26 protein-coding genes are annotated in these 22,585 nt (G+C 70.2%); 8 read left to right on the top strand and 18 right to left on the bottom strand.

Annotated elements, in window-relative coordinates; all coding sequences use genetic code 11:
- Positions 1 to 250: 250 nt before the first annotated feature.
- From C516_RS19615 to C516_RS0113935, 6 genes are read right to left on the bottom strand one after another with little or no spacing between them, the layout of a single operon-like run.
- Positions 251 to 835, bottom strand: a complete 585-nt coding sequence (locus tag C516_RS19615) for a nitrous oxide reductase accessory protein NosL (RefSeq protein WP_156831253.1) — start codon at positions 833 to 835, stop codon at positions 251 to 253.
- The gene (locus C516_RS0113955; protein ID WP_018719028.1) at positions 835 to 1,656 is read right to left on the bottom strand and encodes an ABC transporter permease subunit; all 822 of its coding nucleotides are present in this window, start codon (positions 1,654 to 1,656) and stop codon (positions 835 to 837) included. Before C516_RS0113955 ends, C516_RS19615 begins: the two co-directional genes overlap by 1 nt.
- A complete protein-coding gene (locus tag C516_RS0113950; protein ID WP_018719027.1) occupies positions 1,653 to 2,576 on the bottom strand; it encodes an ABC transporter ATP-binding protein in 924 nt (307 codons plus the stop codon). Before C516_RS0113950 ends, C516_RS0113955 begins: the two co-directional genes overlap by 4 nt.
- A complete protein-coding gene (locus C516_RS0113945; protein ID WP_018719026.1) occupies positions 2,573 to 3,865 on the bottom strand; it encodes a nitrous oxide reductase family maturation protein NosD in 1,293 nt (430 codons plus the stop codon). Before C516_RS0113945 ends, C516_RS0113950 begins: the two co-directional genes overlap by 4 nt.
- A complete protein-coding gene (nosZ, locus tag C516_RS0113940) occupies positions 3,866 to 5,788 on the bottom strand; it encodes a TAT-dependent nitrous-oxide reductase (RefSeq protein WP_018719025.1) in 1,923 nt (640 codons plus the stop codon).
- Positions 5,785 to 8,076, bottom strand: a complete 2,292-nt coding sequence (locus tag C516_RS0113935) for a NosR/NirI family protein (protein WP_018719024.1) — start codon at positions 8,074 to 8,076, stop codon at positions 5,785 to 5,787. The genes nosZ and C516_RS0113935 overlap by 4 nt, the downstream gene beginning before the upstream one ends.
- Positions 8,077 to 8,257: 181 nt before the next feature.
- On the opposite strand from C516_RS0113935, the gene C516_RS20595 reads away from it, so the two are divergent.
- A complete protein-coding gene (locus tag C516_RS20595; RefSeq protein ID WP_018719023.1) occupies positions 8,258 to 9,145 on the top strand; it encodes a ferritin-like domain-containing protein in 888 nt (295 codons plus the stop codon).
- Positions 9,146 to 9,182: 37 nt separating this feature from the next.
- Here C516_RS20595 and C516_RS0113925 read toward each other — a convergent pair whose 3' ends face one another.
- From C516_RS0113925 to ilvN, 8 genes are all read right to left on the bottom strand, one after another.
- Positions 9,183 to 9,506 carry a c-type cytochrome gene (locus tag C516_RS0113925; protein WP_018719022.1) on the bottom strand — a complete coding sequence of 108 codons (324 nt, stop codon included), beginning with the start codon at positions 9,504 to 9,506 and terminating at the stop codon, positions 9,183 to 9,185.
- 111 nt (positions 9,507 to 9,617) lie between these two features.
- The gene (locus C516_RS0113920; RefSeq protein ID WP_018719021.1) at positions 9,618 to 9,860 is read right to left on the bottom strand and encodes a DUF2970 domain-containing protein; all 243 of its coding nucleotides are present in this window, start codon (positions 9,858 to 9,860) and stop codon (positions 9,618 to 9,620) included.
- Between the two features lie 54 nt (positions 9,861 to 9,914).
- Positions 9,915 to 11,165, bottom strand: coding sequence for an MFS transporter (locus tag C516_RS0113915; protein ID WP_018719020.1), 1,251 nt, complete (start codon positions 11,163 to 11,165; stop codon positions 9,915 to 9,917).
- Positions 11,162 to 11,641 carry a ribosomal protein S18-alanine N-acetyltransferase gene (gene rimI / locus C516_RS0113910; protein WP_018719019.1) on the bottom strand — a complete coding sequence of 160 codons (480 nt, stop codon included), beginning with the start codon at positions 11,639 to 11,641 and terminating at the stop codon, positions 11,162 to 11,164. The genes C516_RS0113915 and rimI overlap by 4 nt, the downstream gene beginning before the upstream one ends.
- Entirely contained in the window at positions 11,638 to 12,501 is an 864-nt protein-coding gene (locus tag C516_RS0113905) for a uracil-DNA glycosylase (protein WP_018719018.1), read from the bottom strand. Before C516_RS0113905 ends, rimI begins: the two co-directional genes overlap by 4 nt.
- 93 nt (positions 12,502 to 12,594) lie before the next feature.
- On the bottom strand, positions 12,595 to 13,374 hold the full coding sequence (pssA, locus tag C516_RS0113900; protein ID WP_018719017.1) for a CDP-diacylglycerol--serine O-phosphatidyltransferase: 780 nt from the start codon (positions 13,372 to 13,374) through the stop codon (positions 12,595 to 12,597).
- 228 nt (positions 13,375 to 13,602) lie between these two features.
- Positions 13,603 to 14,619, bottom strand: coding sequence for a ketol-acid reductoisomerase (gene ilvC, locus C516_RS0113895; RefSeq protein WP_018719016.1), 1,017 nt, complete (start codon positions 14,617 to 14,619; stop codon positions 13,603 to 13,605).
- Between the two features lie 87 nt (positions 14,620 to 14,706).
- Positions 14,707 to 15,201 (bottom strand): acetolactate synthase small subunit, encoded by a 495-nt coding sequence (gene ilvN, locus C516_RS0113890; RefSeq protein WP_026321194.1) that lies wholly within the window; start codon positions 15,199 to 15,201, stop codon positions 14,707 to 14,709.
- 194 nt (positions 15,202 to 15,395) lie between these two features.
- On the opposite strand from ilvN, the gene C516_RS0113885 reads away from it, so the two are divergent.
- The 4 genes from C516_RS0113885 (at position 15,396) to C516_RS0113870 (ending at position 19,419) form a co-directional block, all read left to right on the top strand.
- The gene (locus C516_RS0113885) at positions 15,396 to 15,869 is read left to right on the top strand and encodes a DUF4124 domain-containing protein (protein WP_018719014.1); all 474 of its coding nucleotides are present in this window, start codon (positions 15,396 to 15,398) and stop codon (positions 15,867 to 15,869) included.
- Positions 15,870 to 15,924: 55 nt separating this feature from the next.
- Complete coding sequence (locus C516_RS0113880) at positions 15,925 to 17,628, top strand: proline--tRNA ligase (RefSeq protein WP_018719013.1); 1,704 nt, start codon at positions 15,925 to 15,927, stop codon at positions 17,626 to 17,628.
- 10 nt (positions 17,629 to 17,638) lie between these two features.
- A complete protein-coding gene (locus C516_RS0113875; protein WP_018719012.1) occupies positions 17,639 to 18,232 on the top strand; it encodes a lytic transglycosylase domain-containing protein in 594 nt (197 codons plus the stop codon).
- A gap of 323 nt (positions 18,233 to 18,555) precedes the next feature.
- Positions 18,556 to 19,419 carry an SDR family oxidoreductase gene (locus tag C516_RS0113870; protein ID WP_018719011.1) on the top strand — a complete coding sequence of 288 codons (864 nt, stop codon included), beginning with the start codon at positions 18,556 to 18,558 and terminating at the stop codon, positions 19,417 to 19,419.
- 23 nt (positions 19,420 to 19,442) lie between these two features.
- On the opposite strand, the gene C516_RS0113865 is transcribed toward C516_RS0113870, so the two are convergent.
- From C516_RS0113865 to C516_RS0113850, 4 genes are all read right to left on the bottom strand, one after another.
- Positions 19,443 to 19,811, bottom strand: a complete 369-nt coding sequence (locus tag C516_RS0113865) for a sirohydrochlorin chelatase (RefSeq protein ID WP_018719010.1) — start codon at positions 19,809 to 19,811, stop codon at positions 19,443 to 19,445.
- A gap of 5 nt (positions 19,812 to 19,816) precedes the next feature.
- Positions 19,817 to 20,152 carry a c-type cytochrome gene (locus tag C516_RS0113860; protein ID WP_018719009.1) on the bottom strand — a complete coding sequence of 112 codons (336 nt, stop codon included), beginning with the start codon at positions 20,150 to 20,152 and terminating at the stop codon, positions 19,817 to 19,819.
- A 13-nt stretch (positions 20,153 to 20,165) separates the two neighbouring features.
- Complete coding sequence (locus C516_RS0113855; RefSeq protein ID WP_018719008.1) at positions 20,166 to 20,489, bottom strand: c-type cytochrome; 324 nt, start codon at positions 20,487 to 20,489, stop codon at positions 20,166 to 20,168.
- A gap of 132 nt (positions 20,490 to 20,621) precedes the next feature.
- Positions 20,622 to 20,891 (bottom strand): acylphosphatase, encoded by a 270-nt coding sequence (locus tag C516_RS0113850; protein ID WP_018719007.1) that lies wholly within the window; start codon positions 20,889 to 20,891, stop codon positions 20,622 to 20,624.
- 118 nt (positions 20,892 to 21,009) lie between these two features.
- Here C516_RS0113850 and arsC point away from each other — a divergent pair, with 118 nt between their 5' ends.
- The 3 genes from arsC to C516_RS0113835 all read left to right on the top strand — a co-directional run bounded on the left by arsC (position 21,010) and on the right by C516_RS0113835 (position 22,424).
- A complete protein-coding gene (gene arsC / locus C516_RS0113845; protein WP_018719006.1) occupies positions 21,010 to 21,369 on the top strand; it encodes an arsenate reductase (glutaredoxin) in 360 nt (119 codons plus the stop codon).
- Between the two features lie 96 nt (positions 21,370 to 21,465).
- Entirely contained in the window at positions 21,466 to 22,068 is a 603-nt protein-coding gene (gene wrbA / locus C516_RS0113840) for an NAD(P)H:quinone oxidoreductase (RefSeq protein ID WP_018719005.1), read from the top strand.
- Positions 22,065 to 22,424, top strand: coding sequence for a DUF2069 domain-containing protein (locus tag C516_RS0113835; RefSeq protein WP_018719004.1), 360 nt, complete (start codon positions 22,065 to 22,067; stop codon positions 22,422 to 22,424). Before wrbA ends, C516_RS0113835 begins: the two co-directional genes overlap by 4 nt.
- Positions 22,425 to 22,585 lie beyond the last annotated feature (161 nt).

The following is a 22,585-nucleotide window of genomic DNA, read 5'->3' as shown; positions in this document are numbered from 1 at the left end:
GCGCCCCGGCGGACACCGAGGAGCCCTGTCGCACACGGTCGTGCGGCCGTGCACGACCTACCTCCGGCTGCACGCGCGCGGCGGTCGTGCGCCGAAGGCGTGCGACGTCCTCAATGGCGCGCCGGCGAACACCGAGGAGCCCTGTCGCACATGGTCGTGCGGCCGTGCACGACCCACCTCCGGCTGCGCGCGCGTAGGTCGTGCGCCCAAGGCGTGCGACGTTTCACCTGACGGGCGTGCCGCCAAAGTGCTACTGCGCCGGCGCCAGCCGCCGGCAGCCGCCCCCGCCATCCATCCCCTGCATCGTCGGGGAATCGATTACCGCGATGGAACGCTCCAGGATGTAGTCCTTCGGGATGGCGTCCCAGTCGACCAGCGCACCGCCGTGCAGCTCGATGAACGCCTGCGCGGCCCCACGCTCCGAGAACGGCACCGCCTCCAGCGCCCCCATGCCGCCGCGGCACTCGCTGTCGATCACGTAGACCGCGTCCTGCGCCGGTATCCACTGCCCCGGAGAGCTCCATTCCCCGGCGGCGGCCATGTCCGTGACGTAGATCGCGGTGATGTCGTCCGGCTCCTCCGGCGACATCGTGAAGGCCACGGCATTGCGCACCTGGGGGAACCACAGCGGCTCGTCCCGGGCGGCCAGGTGGATCTGCGCCTTGGGGCCGCGGTGGTCCACCAGAATCATGCCGCCATAGTAGGTCAGCGCCTCCCGCGTCGGCGCCACTGCCGGCGGCGCGGTGGCGGACTCACCGCCCTCACCGCAACCTGCCAGCAGTACGGCAAGCAGCACGACCCCGGGAAGTCCCAAACGAAAGCGTGGCCTCAGCATTACAGTGCCCTCCTGCGGAATACCAGCCATGCGGCCGCCACCGGCACCGCCACCCACGCGAGCAGCGCCACCGGCGGCGCCCAGGCGGCAACGCCCCGGCCCGCGGCGGCCAGCCCCGAGAAGGCGGCCACCTGGGGGAGACCGGCGAGATTGAGCAGGCGGTAGGCATCCGCCGGGTTGAGCAGCAGCAGCGCCGGCACCAGCCGGCCGATGAGCCCGGAACCGCCGGTAACCGCCAGACCGCCGAGCAGCGCGAGGTCGTAGAGCACCACCAGCAGCAGCCACACCGCAATCGCGAGCCCGGCCGCCGTGCTGCGCTCGCGCACCACCGCGCTCAGCAGATAGCCGACCCCGACGAACACCCAGCCGAGCAGCACGGATGAGCCGATCAGCAGGGCGAAGGCGTACACGCCCTGGGCGTCGACGTCGCCCGTGGCGGCGATCGCCGCACCGGCCAGGCCGAAACCCACCACCGTGGCGAACGCGAGGATCGCCGCATGACCGATGAGCTTGCCCGCCAGCACCTGCCAGCGCGAGACGGGATACGCGAGCAGCAGGAGCAGGGTGCCGTTCTCCGCCTCGCCGACGATGGCGTCGTAGCTCAGCATCAGCGCGATCAGCGGCAGCAGGTAGATGGACAGCGACGACAGCGACACGACGTTGACCGTGAGCGCGTCCGCGCCCACCTCGCCGGCGGGGGCGCTGCCCAGGAACGCCAGCACCAGCGCGAGCACGGCGAGCACGCCGGTCGCCGCCACCACCCAGCGGTTGCGCAGCCCGGCACGGATCTCCCGGCCGGCCATCACCAGAACGCCCCTCATGCGCCCTCCCCCTCGGCACTGGCGAAGTGGGCATACACCTCGTCCAGGCTCGGCGTGTGAATACCCACGTCCGTCACCGCGCCGTCCGGCAGTCCACCGAGCCAGCGCAGCACGGGCATCTTCTCGTCCGCGGCGATCTGCAGCTCCACCCCGCCGTTCGCCTGGCGCCGGGCCGGCCAGGTGCCCTCGAACAGGCACTGCGCCGCGGCGCCGTCGCCGGGCTGCACCCGCACCCGGACCGGCAGGCCCGCGGCGCTGCACAGGCCCGGCAGGGTGTCGCAGGCGGTGAGCTCGCCGCCGCGCATGATCGCGACGCGATCGGTGTGCAGCTCCATCTCCGCGAGCACGTGGGAGGACACGAGGATCGTGGTGCCCTCGCCCCGGAGCTCGGCGAGGATGGCGTAGAACGTGCGCCGCAGCACCGGGTCCAGGCCGGTGGTGGGCTCGTCGAGGAGCAGCAGACGGGGGCGGCCGATCAGCGCCTGGGCCAGGCCCAGGCGCTGGCGCATGCCCTTGGAATAGGTGCGCACCGGCCGGGCGGCGGCATCCGTGAGCCCGACCCGCTCCAGCAGCGCCTCCGACTCGGCCACCGGCCGGCCCTTCAGCCGCGCGAGGGTGCGCGCGACTTCGCGCCCGGTCATGCCCCCGGCGAAGACCACGTTCTCCGGCAGGAAGCCGATCCGGGCCCGCGAGGCGACGGCGGCGGGCGTGCCGGGACGCTCGCCGAGCACCCGCACGTGGCCGCGGCTGGCGCCGGTCAGGCCGAGCAGGATCTTGAGCAGGGTGGTCTTGCCGGCGCCGTTGTGGCCGAGCAGCGCCAGCAGCTCGCCGTCCCGGGCGGCGAGGTCGATGCCGCGCAGGGCGTGGAACCGGCCGTAGTGCTTCTCCACGCCCCGGAGCTCGATCACGGCATCGCTCATTCCGCCACCTCCGCGGCCACGTTGGGCGCCAGCGCCGGCGGGTGCATCAGCGGGGCTTCGTCGACCACGCCGCCGGGACGGATGGTGGGGAACGCCGACTGCATCCAGCGCAGCATCTGCACCGCCGGGCTCGACATCAGCAGCTTGGCCTCCGGTGTGCGCCACATCACCTGGTCGACCAGGCCGTTGGGGCGGTAGGGCTGGTCGGCGATGCCGTCGCCATCCAGGTCGAAGGCAGTCTGGTCGCTCCAGTAGTTGCCCCGCCCGTCCTTCGACCAGCGCACGTTGCGCGTACCCACGTACTTGACCTGGGTGCGGTTGTCGATGAAGGCGTTGCCCACGAGCGTGTTGCGCTCGGAGCCGGCGGTGAAGTGCACACCGATGTCGCAGCCGCGGAAGCGGTTGCCGCGGAAGACGTTGATGTTGGCGTTGTAGATGAACACGCACTTGCCCCTGCCGTCGATGACGGCGTTGCCCGCGATCTCGCTGTGGTTGGCGAAGTTCAGCATCAGCCCGTGATCGCGGTCGTTGCGGGAGACGTTGCGCCGGATGGCGATGCGGCTGGAGTACATGATCACGTAGCCGGCGTGGTTGCCCACGGAGACGTTGTCCCGGACGGTGCTGTCGTTGGTGTACATGTAGTGCACGGCGTAGCGCAGGTCCTCGAAGCGGTTGCCGGCGAAGAGGTTGCGCTTGCTCGTGGTGGAGAAGATGCCGTCGCGGCCGTAGCGGAAGCGGTTGCCGATGATCCGCGTGCCCGGGGCGTTCCAGAGATACACGCCGTTGCCGCGCTCGCTCATGTGGCGGCCGCGCAGGCCGATGACGACGTTGTTGGCCACCAGCGCATCCGGCGCACCGGCGACGTGGACGCCGAAGAGGTTGCCCTCCAGGCGATTGCCGTCGACCACCGCCCCCCGTGCCGCCTGGGTCAGGGTGATACCCGCGTCCATGTCGGCCAGGCTCCTGCCGGAGTCGCGGATGGTGAGGCCGCGGACGACGACGTCCGGCGCGGTCACGGTGACGACGCTGTGCTCGCCGTCGCCGACGATCACCGCCCCGGGCTCGCCCTCCAGGTTCAGGGCCCGGTCGATGGTGACCGGGCCGTGATAGGTGCCGGGGGCGAGGTGGATCACCGCCCCCGGCCCGGCATCGCGCACGCGCTCGGCCAGCGACGCCGCGGCGGCCGGCCAGGCCGCCACCGCGACGGCCAGCAGGCACAGACCGGCGAGCCACCGGACGGGCGATGCCGCCCGGCGGTCGGGGTCCGGCGCCAGCGTGCGCACCGGCACCTAGGCCTCCCTCGGCTCGACCAGCATGCGCCCGCGCATCTCCATGTGCAGGGCGTGGCAGAACCACTGGCAGTAGTACCAGTAGACCCCGGGGCGATCCGCCGTGAAGGTGATCGACGACGTCTGCTGGGGCGAGATCTCCATGGCCAGACCGTAGTTCTCGATGGTGAAGCCATGGGTCACGTCGGCGACGGTATCCATGTTGGTGACCACGACCGTCACCTCGTCGCCCTGCTTCACGCGGAACTCGTCCATGCTGTACTTCGGTGCCACGGAGAACATGTACACCCGTACCTTGTTGCCGTCGCGCACCACCTTGTTGCCGCCCATGAGGTTGACGCCGTCCGCCTCGGCCATCTTCACGGTCTCGGCGAACATCGGGTCCTTGCGGTCCCAGGTCTGCCTCGGCTGGATGAGATCGGCACGCACGATGGTGATGTCGTGGGGCTCGGAGAACGTGGGCCCGTCGTGGACGAGCTTCATCTCGTCGCCGGAGATGTCGATGAGCTGGTCGTTCTCGGGCTTGAGCGGACCGACGTTGAGGAAACGGTCCTTCGAGAACTTGTTCAGCGAGACCAGCCACTTGCCGTCCGCCTCCAGGGTCTCGCCCATGGAGGTGTGGTTGTGGCCGGGCTGGTAATGGACGTCGAGCTTCTGGACGATGGGGTTCACGTCCTCACCGTTGTACGCCCGGATGGCCTTGGCCATGTCCCACTTGACGATCTGGCTGTCGATGAACGCCGTGGTGTAGGCGTTCCCGCGCCCGTCGTAGGCGGTGTGCAGCGGCCCGAGACCCAGCTCCGGCTCGGCGACGATGGCATCGCGGGGCTTGATCTTGCCGGCGAAGACATCGTCCAGGCGGGTGACGTCCATCAGCGAGACCGTCGGCGAGAGCTTGCCGTTGATGGCCACGTGCTGCTTGTCCGGCGCGGTGTTGATGCCGTGCGGACTCTTGGACACCGGGATGTAGGCGGTGTAGGGCGAGCCGTGGCGGCCGTCGACCACCGGCACGCCGCCGATCATGTCCGCCTTGCCGGCGGCCACCGCGTCCTCGATACGCTTGATGTTGAACACCACCACCCAGTCCTGCTCCTGGGCGGTCATCTCCTCCAGGGTCGTACCCTCCTCGGAGTTGTAGCAGGTGGAGTACGTGTACTTGCCCTGGTAGTCGCAGTCGTTGTTGTCGAGGTTGCCGTCGACGATGACCTGCCAGGCGACCTCCATCTTCTCGGCGTCCACCGCCGTGAAGATCGCGTGGTACTTGCTCGGGTCGTCCAGGTCGCGGCCGTCGTTGGGCACGGGCACCCGGTGCTCGCCGTTGACGAAGACGTAGCGCGTGTGCGGCACCTTCTGCGGGCGCATGCCGTGCATGGCGGTCGCATTGGGGATCTCGACGATCTTGTCGCACTTCATGACGTCGCAGCGTATGCGGGCCATGCGGCGGTTGGCCTTGTCCTGGATGAACACGTAGCGGCCGTCGTAGACGCCGTCCTTGTAGGAGAGGTGCGGATGGTGGGCGTCGCCGTTGACCCACACGCCGTGCCGGCTCTCGCCGTGCTCGTCGAGGTAGGCCCGGGTCTCCTCGGTGAGGCCGTCGCGGAGGACCTTCAGGCTCTCGTTGGTACGCCCCCAGCCGGTGGCCGAGCAGCGGTTGAACACCGGGATGCGCATGAGCTCGCGCATCGAGGGCACGCCGTAGAGACGGACCTCGCCGGTCTGGCCGCTGGAGTAGAAGCCGTAATACTCGTCCAGCTCGCCGGGGCCGACGTTGGCGGCGTCGGCGGCCTGTGCCGTACCCGGCTGCAGCGCCCAGCCGGCGCCGATGCCGGTCATCCCGGTCAGCCCCGCGAGTGAGGCGAGCCGGGTCGACCCGCCGAGAAAGGCCCGGCGGCTGAGCCCCTGTTTGTGATTCTGGTCGGTCATTGCCCGTTCTCCTGTGTCGATTGGTCGGATCCGGACCGGCGGGTCTCCCCCCAGCCCACGGAATGCACGGTCGCGGCGCCCGCGCCGGCGGCCGCCGGCTGCGCGCCCCCCTGCTCACGCCCGCGCCGGCCCAGGGCGCGGCGGCGCTCGCGCTTGAGCCGGCGGGTCACGTTGTGCGGGCAGCGGTGGTCGTCGAAGTAGAGTTCCTGGCAGTGCAGGCAGTAGATGCACTCGTTGACGTTGATGTGCCCCTCGGGGTGAATGGACTGCACGGGACACTCGCGGGCGCAGCGGTGGCACTGGCTGCCGCACTCCGGCCAGCGCTTGAGCCACTCGAAGGTCCGCAGCCGCGCCGGGATCGCGAGCCCAGCGCCGAGCGGGCAGATGTAGCGGCAGAAGAAGCGCTCGATGAACAGCCCCACCGAGAGCAGCGTCAGTGCGTAGACCACGTACGGCCAGTCGCGGACGAAGTTCAGGATGATCGCGGTCTTGAACGGCTCGACCTCGGCGAAGCGCTCCGCGAGGGCGAGGTCGTAGAGCGAGAGGCCGAACAGCAGCAGGAAGATCACGTACTTGATCGGCCACAGCCGCTCGTGCAGCGCGAACGGCACGCGGATCTGGCGCACGCCGAGCCACCGGGCGATGTGGTTGGTCAGCTCCTGGAGCGCGCCGAACGGACACAGCCAGCCGCAGAACGCCCCCCGGGCCCAGAAGATCATCGCCGCGGCGACGCTCGCCCAGAGGATGAACACCAGCGGGTCCATGAGGAAGTAGGTCCAGCTGAAGCCCGTGAGCACCGCGTTGGTGAGGGCAAACACGTTCACCACCGAGAGCTGGGCGTTCGACCACCAGCCAAGCCAGACCAGCACGAACGTCAGCACGCCGTAGCGCAGCCAGCGCCGCAACGCCGGCCGCCGCGATATCGTGCCCTGGAAGAAGAAGATGGCGGTGACCACCGCGAGCAGCGCGGCGAGGATGCCGATGCTGACCGGCTTGCCCTGCCAGACCCGCTTCCACAGGTCGCTGCCGCGCCCGGGGGCGGTCGCGGCCCCGGGCGCCGCGCCGCCGTTGCCGCTTCCGGCCGCCGGCGCCTTCGGCGCGGGGGTGAGGTAGCGCTCGGGGAGCTGGTAGTCCAGCTCGAAGCTCACGAAGACCTTGGACAGCGCGCCTGTCGCCCGCTGGACGAGCAGGCCCAGCTTCCAGGGCTGCACCGGATCGAAGTGTGCCTCTGCGGGCACGACGAACACGCCGATCTCCTCGAGCTCCGGTGCCCCCTCGGCCGCGAGCTCGCGCACCCGGGTGTACTGGTAGTCGTGGAAACGAGTGGTGCCGCCGGAGTGCACCATCTCGACACGGTCGAAGATGCCGCCGCGCACATAGCCCGACCCCTTGAACGAATAACGGCCCCGCCCGGCGATGAGGATCGCCTGCTGGCCCGGCTCCAGCCGGGCCTGAAGGTTGTCCCAGCCGTGCTCGCCGAGCAGCGAGCGCCCGATGGTGGGCACGCTCACCAGCGCCGTGTAGAGCTGCACGAAGGTGTCGTCCTGGGGGCCCTTCTCCGGGCGCCGCCGGGCCTTGGGATTGTCCAGCGCACGGAAGGCCTTGTTCACCTCGCGCACCGTGACCCGCATGGAAGCCACCGAGCCGTCCGCGGTCAGGGCACTCCAGTCCCGCACCTTCACGGGGGCCTCCGTGTCCACGGACCGTGCGCTGCCGCCCTCGTCCCCGCCGCCGGCCTCCAGGTCACCGAGGCCCAGGCGCCGGGCCACCTGGTTGGCGGCCCAGAGGGTGCTGTCCTCCATGACCATGGCGGTCACCGTGGCGCCGGAGACGATGTCCACCGCCTCCTCCATCTCCGTGCCGCGGGTCGCGTCGAAGCCGATGAACTGGTCCAGGAACGCCCGGATACGCTTCTCCGGGATGCCGATCAACACGATCGGCTCGTGGTGCTGCACCAGCCGCGCACCGCGGACGATGCCGTCATTGTCGACACCGACCAGGATGTCGATGGGCTTGCTGGAGTAGCCGATGGCCTGGGAGTAGTCGGTGTTGAGCAGCACGTAACCGACCTGCTCGCCGCCCCGGAACACCGGGGCTACCGGTGGGTCGGTCTGCACCGGACCGAAACGCTCCGCCCCCGGGAAGACCTGCCCCGGCTGCACCCGCTCAAGGAAGTGCCCCAGCGCGGAGGCCGAGGCACCGGCGACGCCGGGCAGCAGGCAAAGCAGAACGACGGCAAGGGACAGGCCCAGTAACCGGGTCGTTGCAGCGGGCAGGGACACGCGCATGGGAAAGTCACCTTCCGTCACCGGCTGTCACGGCTGTCGCCGTCAGCTCATTTCAATGTATATGCAATGCTACTTTTGTCGTTCAATGATTCGCTTGACCGAGGTCAACATGTGGGCATGGTCACGTTAGGTCAGAATAGACAGGGCTTTCCGATCGTTGTCACGTGTTGGAGATACATCAATGAACAAGGACGAAACATACAAATTCGATGCCCTCCCGGCCGTTGACAGTGTGCCGGCACTGTTCGCCCTGGCCACGGCCATGGAACGGGAGGCCGCGTGTCGCTATGACGCACTGGCGGCACGCATGCACGCCGCCGGCAACGCCGCCCTCGCCCGGGTCTTCGCCGACCTCGCGGAGCAGGAACGCGAACACGAGCACGGCATCGCCGAGTGGGGCCGCCGGCAGGGCGTCGACACGGACTCGCTGCCGGGGTTTCGCTGGCAGTCGCCGGAGTCGCTGTCGGAGGACGCGGTTGCGGACGCCGGCGGCGAGGCACTGATGACGCCGCTACGGGCCCTGGAGCTCGCCGTGCACAACGAGGAACGGGCTTTCGCCTTCTACGTGCGCATCGCCTCCGAGGCGGAGGAGCCCGCCGTACGCGAGTACGCCGAGCGCATGGCCGACGAGGAGCTCGGCCACGTCGCCCTGCTGCGCCTCGAACGCCGGCGGGCGCGGCGACGCATCGGTCCCGGCACCCGCGCGTTCGCCGATACCGGAGCGCTCCGTGCGTACATGGACAGCGGCGAGACCACGCTACGCGGCCAGCTCGCCGCCGCCGTCGCCGCCTGCCGGAACCAGGGGCTGGAGGGCGCGGCGGCGCGTCTGGCCCGCCTGTACACGGATGCGGACGGGGAACCGTCGGCCTCCCCCGGCAGCGCAGGCACCCCGTTGAGCCATGTGGACGCGGCACTGCGGACGACGGAGGCGCTCTATGCGGCGCTGATGAGCACGGCGGAGGAGGCGAAGGACGAGGCCCTGGTGCGCGAGGCGCAGTCGCGGGCCGACGGGATCGTGCCCAGGATCGCGATCCTGGGCGACGTGCGCGCCGGGCTGGTGCGGGGGTGAGCCGGACGACGCGCGCCCGGCCCGCCCGGTGCCGGATCTACTTGCCGCCGGCGGGCAGAGAGGAGAAGTAGGCGGCGAGATCCTGGACATCCTGGTCCGACAGGCTGCCCACCATGGGGTACATCGTCGGGGCGTTGCCCCCGGTGCGCTGCTTCTCCCGGTAGGCGGTGATGGCGTTGACCAGGTACTGCTCCTTCTGGCCGGCGAGGTTCGGATACATCGGCGCGATCGACACGCCGTCCTGGCCGTGGCAGCCGGCGCAGACCGCCGCCTTGCTCTTGCCCGCGGCCGGATCCCCCTTGGCGCTGACGGCGGCGGCGAAGACGAGCATCCCCGTGAACACGATCGCTTTCTTCATCATCTGGACATCCCCCAGGGCAGTGGCGCCGGTAGCGCCTTTTAAATGAAGTACGTATTTTACTTCATTAAGGGCGCACGGCAAGGCCGCCCACTACCCCGGGGGAATTCGGGGTCAGTGGCCGGCCGCGCTGAGAACCAGGTTGACGATGACCACCAGGGCGACGACGAACACCGCAGTGAACACGGCGCCGGCGATGATGAAGGTGCCGGGCCGGCCACGGGTGAAGTCCCGCTGACGGGCCGCCTCGGACTGCACGCCGAACGCCGCCGCGGCGACGCTCTTCATCACCTGCCACGTGGACGGCGGACGCCCCTGGCCGGCGTCCGTGCTGTGCTCGCGCTCACCGTCGCTCATCACTGTCTCCCTCTCGGAATGAGTCGCCATTATAGCGGGCAAACGGGGCCGGGCTCACGACCCGTCACCGGCCCGGAAGGCGGACTCCGGCACCCGCGCCAGCACCGCGGCACCGACGGCGAAGAGCACGATCAGCGAGAGCATGGAGAAACGCACGCTACCGAACACCGTGCCGAACACACCGAACAGCGGCGGCCCCAGCACGGCCGCGAACTTGCCGAGCAGGTTGTAGAAACCGAAGAACTCACCGGCGCGCCCGGGCGGGATGAGCCGTGCATACAGCGAACGGCTCAGGGCCTGGACACCGCCCTGCACCAGCCCGACCAGCACGGCGATCACGTAGAACTCCCAGGCCGACTCGATGAACGCCCCCCACACGCAGATCGCCGCGTACACCAGCAGCCCCGCGTAGATGCCACGCCGCGGGCCCCAGCGCTCGCCCAGACGGCCGTAGAGGATCGCGGCCGGAAAGCCCACGAACTGCACCACCAGCAGCGCGACGATGAGGTCGTCGCGGCCGAAGCCGAGCGCCCGGCCGTAGGCCACCGCCATGCGGATCACGGTGTGCACCGCGTCGATATAGAGCCAGTAAGCCAGCAGGAAGACCAGCACCGGACGCACCGCGCTCAGGTGCCGTAACGTGCCGGCGAGCTCGCGCCAGCCCGCCTGCCACGCGCCGGCCTCGGGATGGCGGCGGCGCTCGGGCACCCGCCGTGCGAGCGGTAGCGCGAAAACGCCCCACCACACCGCGGTGGCCACGAACCCGGCCCGCGCGGCGGCGCCCGCGTCGGCGAAACCCAGCGCCGACGGATTGAGCGCGGCCAGCACGCAGCCGAGGTACAGCAGCCCGCCACCAAGATAGCCGAGCCCGTAACCGAGACCGGAGACGGCGTCCCACCGGGACGGCGGCGCGACGTTCACCAGCAGCGCATCGTAGAAGACATTCGCGCCCATGAACCCCACCGAGGCACACACATACAGCGCCGCGGCGGACATCCAGGCGCCGCCGGGCACCCAGGCCAGCGCGGCGGTGGCGAACATGCCGGGGACCGCGAAGGTGAACAGCAGCCGCTTGCGTGCACCCAGGCGGTCCGCCATGGCACCGAGCAGCGGCGCCACGGCGATGAGCATCAGGCTCGCCACGGCACTCGCCCCGCCCAGGCGCAGATTGCTCGCCGCCGGGCCCACGTCGGTGCTCCAGTAGTCCTGGAACAGCAGGGGGAAAAAGCCGGCGATAACGACGGTGGCAAAGGCCGAATTGGCCCAGTCGTAGAGGGCCCAGGCGGTGACCGCGCGGCGGTTCACGCGTCCTCTCCGGCCAGGACGAGACGCAGCACCAGGGCGTCCTCCCGGCCGGTCTCGGCGGGGTAGTAATCGCGGCGCCGGCCGACCTGGCGGAAGCCCTCACTGAGGTAGAGTCGCAGCGCCGCCGTGTTGGTCGGCCGCACCTCGAGGAAGATCGCCTCGACCCCGGTACGCCGGGCCTTGCGGATCCCGTAGTGGAGCAGCCGGCGGGCGAAGCCCTCGCCACGACGCTCCGGATCGACGGCCAGGTTGAGCACGTGGGCCTCGCCGGCGGCGGCGGTGACCAGGAGATAGCCCACGATCTCGCCGCGATCCAGGTGCACGCTGCAGTCGTAGCGCATGCGCAGGCAGTCGCGGAAGATGCCGGGCGTCCACGGGTAGTCGTAGGCGAGCTGCTCGATGCGTACCACCTCGGGGATGTCCGACTCCTCCATGGGCCGGATTACCGAAAGCAGTGCCGAGCGCCCGGCACTCACGACCCCGGCTCCCGCAACCGCCCGTGGACCTGCTTGAGGTCCGCCCAGGCCTTGCGCTTCTCCACCGGCCGGCGCAGGAGATAGGCCGGATGGTAGGTCACCAGCAGAGGCGTGCGGCGCGGACCGTACTCGTGCCACCGGCCGCGCAGGCGCCCCAGCGGGCGGTCCGAATCGAGCAGGTACTGCGCCGAGACCCGGCCGACGGCGAGCATGATCGACGGTGCGATCAGCTCGATCTGCCGGCGCAGGTAGCCCTCGCAGGCCGCGATCTCCTCAGGGCGCGGGTCGCGGTTGTTCGGCGGCCGGGACTTGAGGATGTTGGTGATGTAGACCTGCTCGCGGGCAAGGCCGATGGCCCGCAGCATCTCGTCGAGCAGCCGGCCGGCCCGGCCGACGAAGGGCTCGCCGAGGCGGTCCTCGTCCGCTCCCGGGGCCTCGCCGACGATCATCAGCGAGGCGTCGTGGCTGCCCACCCCGAACACGGCCTGGGTACGCGTCTGATAGAGGGGACAGGCCGTGCACTGGTCCACCTCGCGGCGCAGCGCCGTCCACTCCGCCTCGTGCTCCGCCTCCGCGGCACCGCCCCCGCCCGCCGGCGCCGGTTCGGCAACGGTCTCCCGCGTCGCGGCGCCACCGTCCGCGGCAAGCGGCTCGGAAGCGCCGGCAGCGGGTATGCCCGTCTCCACCGGGGATTCGGCCATCGGCGACGGAGATTCCGGCATCACCGGGGAGGCGGACTCAGCGCCCCCGCCGGGACACGCCTCCCCGGGGTCGGACGCCGCGCCGCTGCCGCCGCGACGGACCCAGAGCGGGATACCCATGCGCTCGAGATAGACACGCTGGCGGTCACCGGCCCCCATACGTCACCGGGTCCCCGAGCAATTCGTCGAGCGTTCTCGTCTGGTCATGCCTGCCCCCCTGGCCGTTGCCGCGCCCGCCCGGGCGCCACCGCGTCACTGCGGCGGGTGGTGATGGTGGTGACGCGCACGCATGCGCCGCCGTCGCAGGATCACCGTGAGCACCGGGCCCGACCCCATGTAGCCCAGAGCGACGATGAACAGGAACGTCGGCGGGTGCACCGACGACAGCGCGACCCCCAGCACCAGGAGCACGATCACGATGAACGGCACCCGGTAGCGGAAGTCGATCTCCTTGAAACTGTAGTAACGGATATTGCTGACCATGAGGATGCCGGCGGCGACGATCACCGCCAGCGCCGGGATCCCCGCACCCCAGCCGCCGAACTCCAGGCGGTTGCCGGCCCAGACCATGCCCGCGACCGTGGCCGCGGCGGCCGGGCTGGGCAACCCCTGGAAGAAGCGCTTGTCCGCCACACCGACCTGGGTATTGAAGCGCGCCAGGCGTAGACCCGCGCAGGCGGCGTAGACGAACGCCCCGAGCCAGCCGAGCTTGCCCCAGGTGTCACCGAGCTGGGCGAGGTCACGCAGCGCCCACTGATACATGACCAGCGCCGGCGCCACACCGAAGGAGACCATGTCGGCGATGCTGTCGTACTGCACGCCGAAGTCGCTCTGGGTATTGGTCAGCCGGGCCACCCGCCCGTCCATGCCGTCCATGACCATGGCCACGAAGATGGCCACGGCGGCGGTCTGGTAGGCACCGTTGTTGGCCGCCACCACGGCGTAGAAGCCGAAGAACAGGGCGACGGTGGTCAGCAGGTTGGGCAGAAGGTAGATACCGCGACGTCGCGGGCGGGGGTTGTGCTCGTTCATGGCCCTCTCGGCTGGGCGGATTCGCACCTGCCCAGACTACCGGGCAGGCGCGTGGCTTGCCAGCGCGGAGCGCCGGCAACGCCCGGGCGCTGGCCCGCCTGTGTAACCGCTTCCCGGACCGTGCCGGGAAGCGTGTGTCGCCGGCAGGTCCGTCACACGCGTGCCGGCGCGTGAACGCCCGCCGTCCGCCGGACCGCCGTGGAGCGGTCCGGCGGGGACCAGGGCGGGCTAGTTGCGCTCCCGGTCGACCAGCTGCTTGGCACGGATCCAGGGCATCATCTCGCGCAGGCGGCCGCCCACCTCCTCGATGGGGTGCTCGGCGGCCTTGCGGCGCATCGCCTTGAGACGCGGCGCATTGGCCTGGTTCTCCAGCACGAACTCCTTGGCGAACTCGCCGTTCTGGATCTCCTCGAGGATCTCGCGCATCGCGTAGCGGGACTCCTCGTTGATCACCCTCGGACCGCGGGTGAAGTCGCCGTACTCGGCGGTATTGGAGATGGAGTAGCGCATGTTCGCGATGCCGCCCTCGTAGAGGAGGTCGACGATCAGCTTGGTCTCGTGCAGGCACTCGAAGTAGGCCATCTCCGGGGAGTAGCCCGCCTCGACCAGGGTCTCGAAGCCGGCCATGATGAGCTCGGTCATGCCACCGCAGAGCACCACCTGCTCGCCGAAGAGATCGGTCTCGGTCTCCTCGCGGAAGGAGGTCTCGATCACGCCGGAACGACCCGCACCGTTCGCCACCGAATAGGACAGCGCGACGTCGCGGGCGCGGCCGCTGGCGTCCTGGTGGATGGCGATCAGCGACGGCACGCCGCCGCCCTCGGTGTAGGTCGAGCGCACGAGGTGGCCGGGGCCCTTCGGCGCGATCATGATCACGTCGAGGTCCTTGCGCGGCTCGATCTGGCCGTAGTGGATGTTGAACCCGTGGGCGAAGGCGATCGCCGCGCCCTCCTTGAGGTTGGGCTCGATGCGCTCGCGGTAGATGGCGCCCTGGTGCTCGTCCGGGGTAAGGATCATCACCAGGTCCGCGCTGGCGGAGGCATCCTCGATGCTCGCCGTCTCCAGGCCCGCCTGCTCGGCCTTGCGCGCCGACGCCGAGCCCTGGCGCAGGCCGACCACCACCGGCACGCCGGACTCCTTGAGGTTGTTGGCATGGGCATGGCCCTGGGAGCCGTAGCCGATGATGGCCACCTTCATGCCCTGGATGATGGAGAGATCCGCATCCTTATCGTAGAAAACCTTCATGATGTCACCGCTTGTTTGATTGACGACCGCCGACACGGCGTCGGGCCGGCCGGGGCAGGTCGGTTCGGGGCACGGGATGGCGGCGGATCAGATACGCATCTGACGGTCGCCGCGTGCGATGCCGATCACGCCGGAGCGTACGACCTCGACGGGCGTTTTGCGCCCGATGACCTCGAGGAAGGCGTCCAGTTTGCTGCTGGTGCCCGTGAGCTCGATGGTGTAGGTCTTCTCGGTGACGTCGAGGACACGCCCGCGGAAGATATCCGTGAGGCGCTTGAACTCCTCGCGCGCATCGTTGGTGGCGGCCTGGACCTTGACGAGCATCATCTCCCGTTCGATGTGCTCGGCCTCGGTGATGTCCAGGACCTTGACCACGTCCAGCAGCTTGTTGAGCTGCTTGATGATCTGCTCGATGATCTGGTCATCGCCGATGGTTACCAGCGTCATGCGCGAGAGCGTGGCATCATCGGTGGGCGCGACGGTAAGCGATTCGATGTTGTAGCCTCGCGCGGTGAACAGTCCGGCAATGCGCCCCAGCGCCCCGAATTCGTTCACCACGAGAATGGATATGATATGCCGCATGATGCCTACCAGAAAGAATACGCCAGGGGGTCGGCGCATGGCTCCGGCCCCACGGTCTCACGCATGGGAAACCCGGAAAACCTACTCGGCACCGGATATGGCGTCAAGCGTGGAACCGCGCGCCCTCACTGACGGTTGAGCACGGCGGCACCAGCCGGATAATGGCGGTAATTGAATACGAAAGGAGAATCGGCATGCGCTGGACCGCAATCCTGCTCGCCCTCGCGCTGGGCGTCCCGGCCGCCGCATCGGCAGCCGTCTACAAGTGGACCGACGCCGACGGGGAGGTCCACTACGGCAGCCAGCCACCCCAGGGCAGAGACGCCCGCGAGGTCCGCGTGCCCGGTGCCGGCAAGGGGAAGGGGCAGCCCGGCGATACCGCAAAGGAGGGATCCGCCGCCCCGTCGCAGACCGCCGGTGACGACGCCGACAGGAAGCCGGAGCGCGGCACCCCGGACCCGGACTGGATGCGACAGCAATGCCAGGCCGCCCGGGACAACCTGGAGGCGTTCACCAACGCCACGCCCAACCAGCGCTTTCGCCGCCCGGACGGCGAGGTAGTACGCTACAGCGCCGAAGAGATCGAATCCCAGCGCAAGGAGGCGCAGGCGTTCATCGACAAGAACTGCAGCGACATCCCGGCCAAGGGCAACGACGCGGCGCGCTGACCGCGCACCGGCCCACACCCGAGAACGAACAACGCCCCGGAGGCACCAGCCAGTCATGCGAGCCAGCCGTTTTCCCCTGTTCACCGCCAAGGAAACCCCCGCGGACGCCGAGATCGTCAGCCACCAGCTGATGCTGCGCGCGGGGATGATCAGCCGCCTCGGCGCCGGCCTCTACACCTGGCAGCCGCTGGGCCTGCGGGTGCTCAAGCGCGTCGAGCAGGTGGTCCGCGAGGAGATGGACGGCATCGGGGGCATGGAGCTGCTCATGCCCGCGATCCAGCCCGCGGAGCTCTGGCAGGAGTCCGGGCGATGGGACCAGTACGGTCCGGAGCTGCTGCGCATCACCGACCGTCACGAGCGCGAATTCTGCTTCGGCCCCACCCACGAGGAGGTCATCACCGACCTGCTCCGCCGGGAGCTGCGCAGCTACCGCCAGCTGCCGCTGACCTACTACCAGGTCCAGACCAAGTTCCGCGACGAGATCCGTCCGCGTTTCGGCGTCATGCGCTCGCGGGAGTTCATCATGAAGGACGCGTACTCCTTCCATATGACCCCCGGATCGCTGGAGGAGACCTACCAGGACATGCGCGGCGCCTACACCCGCATCTTCGAACGCCTGGGACTGGACTTCCGCCCCGTCTCCGCGGACTCCGGGGCCATCGGCGGCAGTGTCTCCGAAGAGTTCCACGTCCTCGCGGACTCCGGTGAGGACGAGATCGCCGCCTGCGAGCGCTGCACCTACGCCGCCAACACCGAGCTCGCCGCGAGCCGCCCGGCGATGCCGGAGAGCCTGCCCCCCGCCGCGGCGGAGGAGCAGGCGACGCCCGGCATCGAGACCGTGGCCGAGCAGGCGGAGATGCTGGGCATCGGCGCCGAGCGGGTGGTCAAGAGCGTGGTCGTGATGGCCGACGGCGTCCCCGCGGTGCTGTTCGTCGCCGGCGACGACGAGCTCAACATGGTCAAGGCCGCCCACGCGCTGGACGCCGAGGAGGTCCGACTCGCCGAGCCCGGGGAGGCCTTCGAGGCCACCGGCGTGCCCCGCGGCTTCATCGGCCCCGTCGACCTGCCCGCCGGCCTGCGCACCCTGGTGGACCACCGCGCCGCGGCGAGCACCAACTTCTCCTCCGGCGCAAACCGCGCCGACTGGCACTGGATCAACCTGAACTGGGGCCGGGACACCCCGGCACCGGAGACCGCGGACCTGCGCACCGTGCGTGCCGGCGAGGGCTGCCCGCGCTGCGACGGCGCCCTGGAGATCAAGCGCGGCATCGAGGTCGGTCACATCTTCCAGCTCGGTACCAAGTACAGCGAGGCCATGGAGGCCACGGTGCTGGACGAGAACGGCGAGAACACACCCATGCACATGGGCTGCTACGGCATCGGCGTCTCCCGTGTGGTGGCCGCCGCCATCGAGCAGAACCACGACGCGCGCGGCATCATCTGGCCGGAACCGATGGCGCCGTTCCGCGTGGGCATCGTCTCCATCAACGCGCACAAGTCGGCACGCGTGGCCGAGACCGCCGAGCGGCTCTACAACGAACTCCGCGCGGCGGGCATCGACTGCCTCTGGGACGACCGCGAGGCGCGTCCCGGCGTGAAGTTCGCGGACATGGAGCTGATCGGCATCCCCCACCGCCTGGTCATCGGCGACCGCGGCCTCGACGAGGGCACGGTGGAATACCGCCACCGCCGCGCCGCGGACAGTGAGGCGCTGGCGCTGGACGGCGTCGTCGACGAGCTGCGCCGACGCTGCGCCTGAGGGACCGCCGATGGGGGTGTGGCGGCGACTGGGGCTGATCGTCGTGCTGGCCCTCGGCCTCGCGGCCGGGGGCGCGCACGCCACCGGTGCCGCCGATTCGGGCCAGCGCCCCGATCCCGCCCTGCGCCGCGCCCTGGAACGGGCCCTGGAGGGCAGCGACAGCTTCGCGAACCGGTTCGACGCCGAGGTGTGGCTGATGGACATGTCCACCCGGCTGCGCCGGCGCATCCCCGACCCCAACAAGCGCCTGCGGCTGCTCAAGCTCGTCCACTACGAGGCCCGCCGGGCGGACCTGGAACCGGAGTGGGTGCTCGCGCTGATCGACGTCGAGAGCGACTTCCGCCGCTTCGCCATCTCCAGCGCCGGGGCCCGCGGCTACATGCAGATCATGCCGTTCTGGCTCGACGAACTCGACCGCCCGGACGGCAACCTCTTCCGACCGGCGCTCAACCTGCGCATGGGCTGCACCATCCTCCGCCACTACCTGAACATCGAGAACGGCAACCTCACCCGCGCACTGGCCCGCTACAACGGCAGCCTGGGTCAGACGTGGTACCCGGAGCGTGTATTCCGCGCCCTGCGCCGGCGCTGGCACCCCCAGTAGCCGGCCCGTGCCAGGACGCCCGGTCCGTGCGCAGGGGGCAACGGCCCGGTGACATCGTCCTGCGCGTCCAGCACCGGGTAATCGATACCGTGCCGGCGGCGGTGCCCCGCGACATCCTGCCCCCGCGGGGTCACCGCGTGCGCCTCGGCCACCCCCACCGCATCGCTGGTGCGCAGGATCGCCGAGAGGTTATGGGGCTTGCCGCCCCCGGCTGGTCCGGCTGGCGCGCCCGTCCAGTGTCGCGCTCATACGCGCGAGCCGCTGTGCTGTCATACACGCTCCGCGATAACATTGGCGGACCGCCCGTCAGCCACGAGGTAACCATGCCGCATCCCCCCTTTCGCGAGGTCCTCATCGCCGGCTGCGGACGTATCGGCCGGCAGCTCGGCCTCGCACTGGCCGGCGACGGGAGCCGCGTGCTCGGCCTGCGCCGCCGGCCCGACGCCCTGCCGGCGGAGATCGAGCCCGTTGCCGCCGACCTCACCGACCCCGACGGCCTCGCCGCTGCACTGCGGGGCCGGCGGCCGGAGGCGGTGTTCTACATCGCCACGCCCCCCGCCTATACCGACGATGGCTACCGCGAGGCCTACGTGCTCGGCCAGCGCAACCTGATCGAGGCACTGCAGATCAACGGCGCCTCGCCGGCGTGGCAGTGCTTCGTCTCCAGCACCGGCGTGTACGGCCAGGACGACGGCGGCTGGGTGGACGAGGACAGCCCCACCGAGCCGCAACGCTTCTCCGGACGACGTCTGCTGGATGCCGAGGCGGTGGCCCTCGGCGCGCCCTGGCCGGCGACGGTGGTGCGCTTCGCGGGGATCTACGGGCCAGGTCGCGGCCGGCTTCTGCGGCGGGTGCGCGAGGGGGCCGCCTGCCGGGACGAGCCGCCGCGCTGGACCAACCGCATCCACGAGGCCGACTGCGTGGGCTTCCTCGCCCACCTCGCCCGCCTCGCCGGACCGGAGCGGCGGTATATCGGGGTCGACGACGAGCCCGCGACCCAGTGCACCGTGATGGACTGGCTGGCGCAGCGGATGGGCTGCCCGCCGCCGCCCCGCGAGGCCGGTGACGGCGCCGGCATGGGCCGGCGCTGCCGCAACCGCCGCCTCCACAACAGCGGCTACCGCCTGCGCTACCCCGGCTTCCGGGACGGCTATGCAGCGATGCTGGAGTCCGGCGGGACGGAGTGACCGGCCCCCAACGCGCGGACGTGCTACGGCACCACGTCCGCGATCAGCGCGGCCAGGCGGTTCTGCGCCCCCAGGTAGCGCTCCAGGCTCACGCGCACGCCGGGATGGCGCTCACGCGCGGCCTCGATGATGGCGGGGATGTCCTCGGCCACGTGCCGGCCCGCCGAGAGGAAGTACGGCAGGCAGACGATCTCGTCGCAGCCCACCTCAATCTCCCGCTCAATGGCGGCGGCGATGTCCGGCTCGGCGAGCTCCAGGAACGCGCAGCCGACACGGTCGTAGCGACCGTCCATCCTCGCGGCCACGGCGGTGGCCAGGCCGCGGACCTCGTCGTTGGAGGCCTCGCGGCGGCTGCCGTGGGCGAGGATGAGCAGCGAACGCAAGCCGTCCACCCCGCTCACTTGCGCGGCAGGGTCTCGAGGCCGGCGTCGAGCGTCGAGAAGTACGTCGCCAGGTCCGCCATGTCCTCCCTGGACAGCGAGCCGACCTGCCCGGCCATGACCGGGTTCTGCCGCTTGCCGCTCTTGTAGGCCTGGAGCGCGTGGAACAGGTAGTCCGCGTGCTGGCCGGCGATCTTCGGGAACGCCGGATTATTGAGGTCCGGCGCATGGCACGACATGCACACCTGGGCCTTGGGCTTGCCGTCCTTTGCGCTACCCGGCGGTATCGCCCCGGCCTGGGTGGTCATGGCGAGCAGCGCCGTGGCGGCGAGTCCGATAAGCAGTCTGTTCATCATCCCCTCCCCGTCACTTGTCCGCGCCGACCTGGGCAAAGTACGCCGCGATATCCTGCATGTCCTGCTCGCTCAGGCTCGAGGCCTGTGCCTGCATGGTGACGTGCTCGCGCTGGCCGCTCTTGTAGGCCTTCAGCGCGGATACGATGTACTGCGCATGCTGGCCGCCGAGCTTCGGCACGTGATAGGCGGGATAGGCGTTACGGTAGCCGTCGACACCGTGACAGCCCAGGCAGGTGGCTGATTTCTCCGCCCCGGCGGCGGGATCGCCGGCAGCGTGCGCCGCGCCCGCCATTGCCAGCATCACGCCGGCCGCGAGTAGAAGCTTCGTCTTCATCTTTCCCCTCTCGAGACAGTTCCAGCCGGCAGTGGCAGGCCGCTGCCGGCCGGCGAATCGGTGGTCAGTTCGCCGGCGGCTTATGTTTCCACGTCTTGGAATCCGCGTAAAGCGAGCGCCGCGTGGGGCCCCTCACAGCGTGTCGAAGCCCTCGTCGATGCGTGACGGCGGCGTCACGGGCTCGAGCGCAGACACCCGCGCATGCTGTGGTCCGTCGCGCAGCCACTGCGCCAGCGCGTCGAGCGCCGCCGCCTCGCCACGGGCCGCGACCTCCACACTGCCGTCCGGCAGGTTGCGGGCGTAGCCGTCGAGCCCGAGGCGCAGCGCCTCCTGCCGGGCCGACGCCCGGAAGAACACGCCCTGGACACGGCCGTATACCCGCCAGGCCCGGTTCTCCATCATTGCCTCCCGTCGATTTCATCTGTTTCCGCCGGTCCGGACACAGGCCGTTGCCTTCGTAACGATCCCTAGCCAGACTGCGTGCCATTGTAGCGAAGCAGACACCGCAGGAGGATCGGGCATGAGCACCAGCCCCGTGCGCATCTACCACAACCCCCGCTGCAGCAAATCCCGCGAGACCCTCGCGCTGCTGCGCGAGCGCGGCGTGGAGCCGGAGGTCGTCGAGTACCTCAAGACACCGCCGTCCCCCGCCGAACTGGGCACCCTGCTGGACCAGCTCGGCCTCGAGCCGCGGGCGCTCATGCGAAAGCGCGAGCGCGAGTACCGGGAACTGGGACTGGACGACGGGCAGCTCGACCGCGATGCACTGATCCGGGCCATGAACGAGCATCCCCGGCTGATCGAGCGCCCCATCGTGGTGGCCAACGGCCGCGCGGCACTCGGGCGCCCGCCGGAGAACGCGCTCTCGGTCCTCGACTGAGCCCGCCGACGGGTACCCCGCGCCAACGATGCTGCGATACTGCGCCGGGCCGCGACAACGCCCGGCCGCCCACACCGGAGAAGGTCCGAGCAAGCCATGGCCGACGTCCTCATCCTCTACTACAGCCGCTTCGGCGCCACCGCCGCGATGGCGGAACAGATCGCCCACGGCGTGGAGTCGGTTGCCGGTGCCAGTGCGCGCGTGCGCACGGTGCCCCCGGTCTCCACCGTCTGTGAGGCGGTGGCGGACGACATCCCGGCCAGCGGGCCGCCCTATGTCGAGCGCGATGAGCTCGCCGCCTGCGACGCCCTCGCACTGGGCAGCCCCACGCGCTTCGGCAACATGGCGGCGCCGCTGAAGTACCTCCTCGACGGGACCTCCGACCTGTGGCTGGGCGGCACCCTCGCCGGCCGGCCCGCAGCGGTATTCACCTCCACCGCGTCCATGCACGGCGGCCAGGAAACCACCCTGACCAGCATGACGCTGCCGCTGCTGCACCACGGCATGTACCTGGTGGGGCTGCCCTATACCGAATCCGCCCTGCGCGAGACCACCACCGGCGGCACCCCCTACGGGGCGAGCCACTATGCCGGCCCGGACAGTGACCGCCCCCTCGACGACGACGAGGCACGGCTGTGCCGGGCACTCGGCGCCCGCCTCGCGGACGCCGCGGTCACCCTGGAGCGGGGGCGCGCATGAGCCGCGGCGACGCGCTCTACCGCGGCGTACTCGTCGCCTGGACCGCCCAGTTCGCACTGCTGATGAGCTGGTACCTGTGGCTCTCGCCGCCGCCCCCGGCGCTGCGCGCCCCGCTGCTGATCGTGATCGTCGCACCGTGGCTGCTGCCCCTGCGCGGGCTGCTGCGCCGCCGGCGCTATACCCTGGCGTGGAGCAGTCTGCTGGTGCTCGCCTACTTCATCCACGCCACTCTGGCGGCCAGCGCGCCGCCCCCGCAGCGCTGGCTCGGCATCGCCGAGCTGGTCACCAGCCTGGGCTACTTCGCACTGGTCATGGCCTACATGCGCACCACCCGCGCGGCGGTCCGCCATCAGTGACGGCACCGATGCAGCACCCCGGCGGGACACGGTATCCAGTGGCTGACGCCCCCGCGCACGCACCGCAGCCGCGTTCCGCCTATGCGACTTCGCCGTCGGCCGCAGAATGTTGCGCCGTCAGCAGCACATCATCGGCGCCGGCGTAGATGCGGCGCGAGCGC

This window comes from Arhodomonas aquaeolei DSM 8974 (genome assembly GCF_000374645.1).
Lineage (GTDB): Bacteria > Pseudomonadota > Gammaproteobacteria > Nitrococcales > Nitrococcaceae > Arhodomonas > Arhodomonas aquaeolei.
This window is presented reverse-complemented; position numbering and strand designations above follow the sequence as displayed.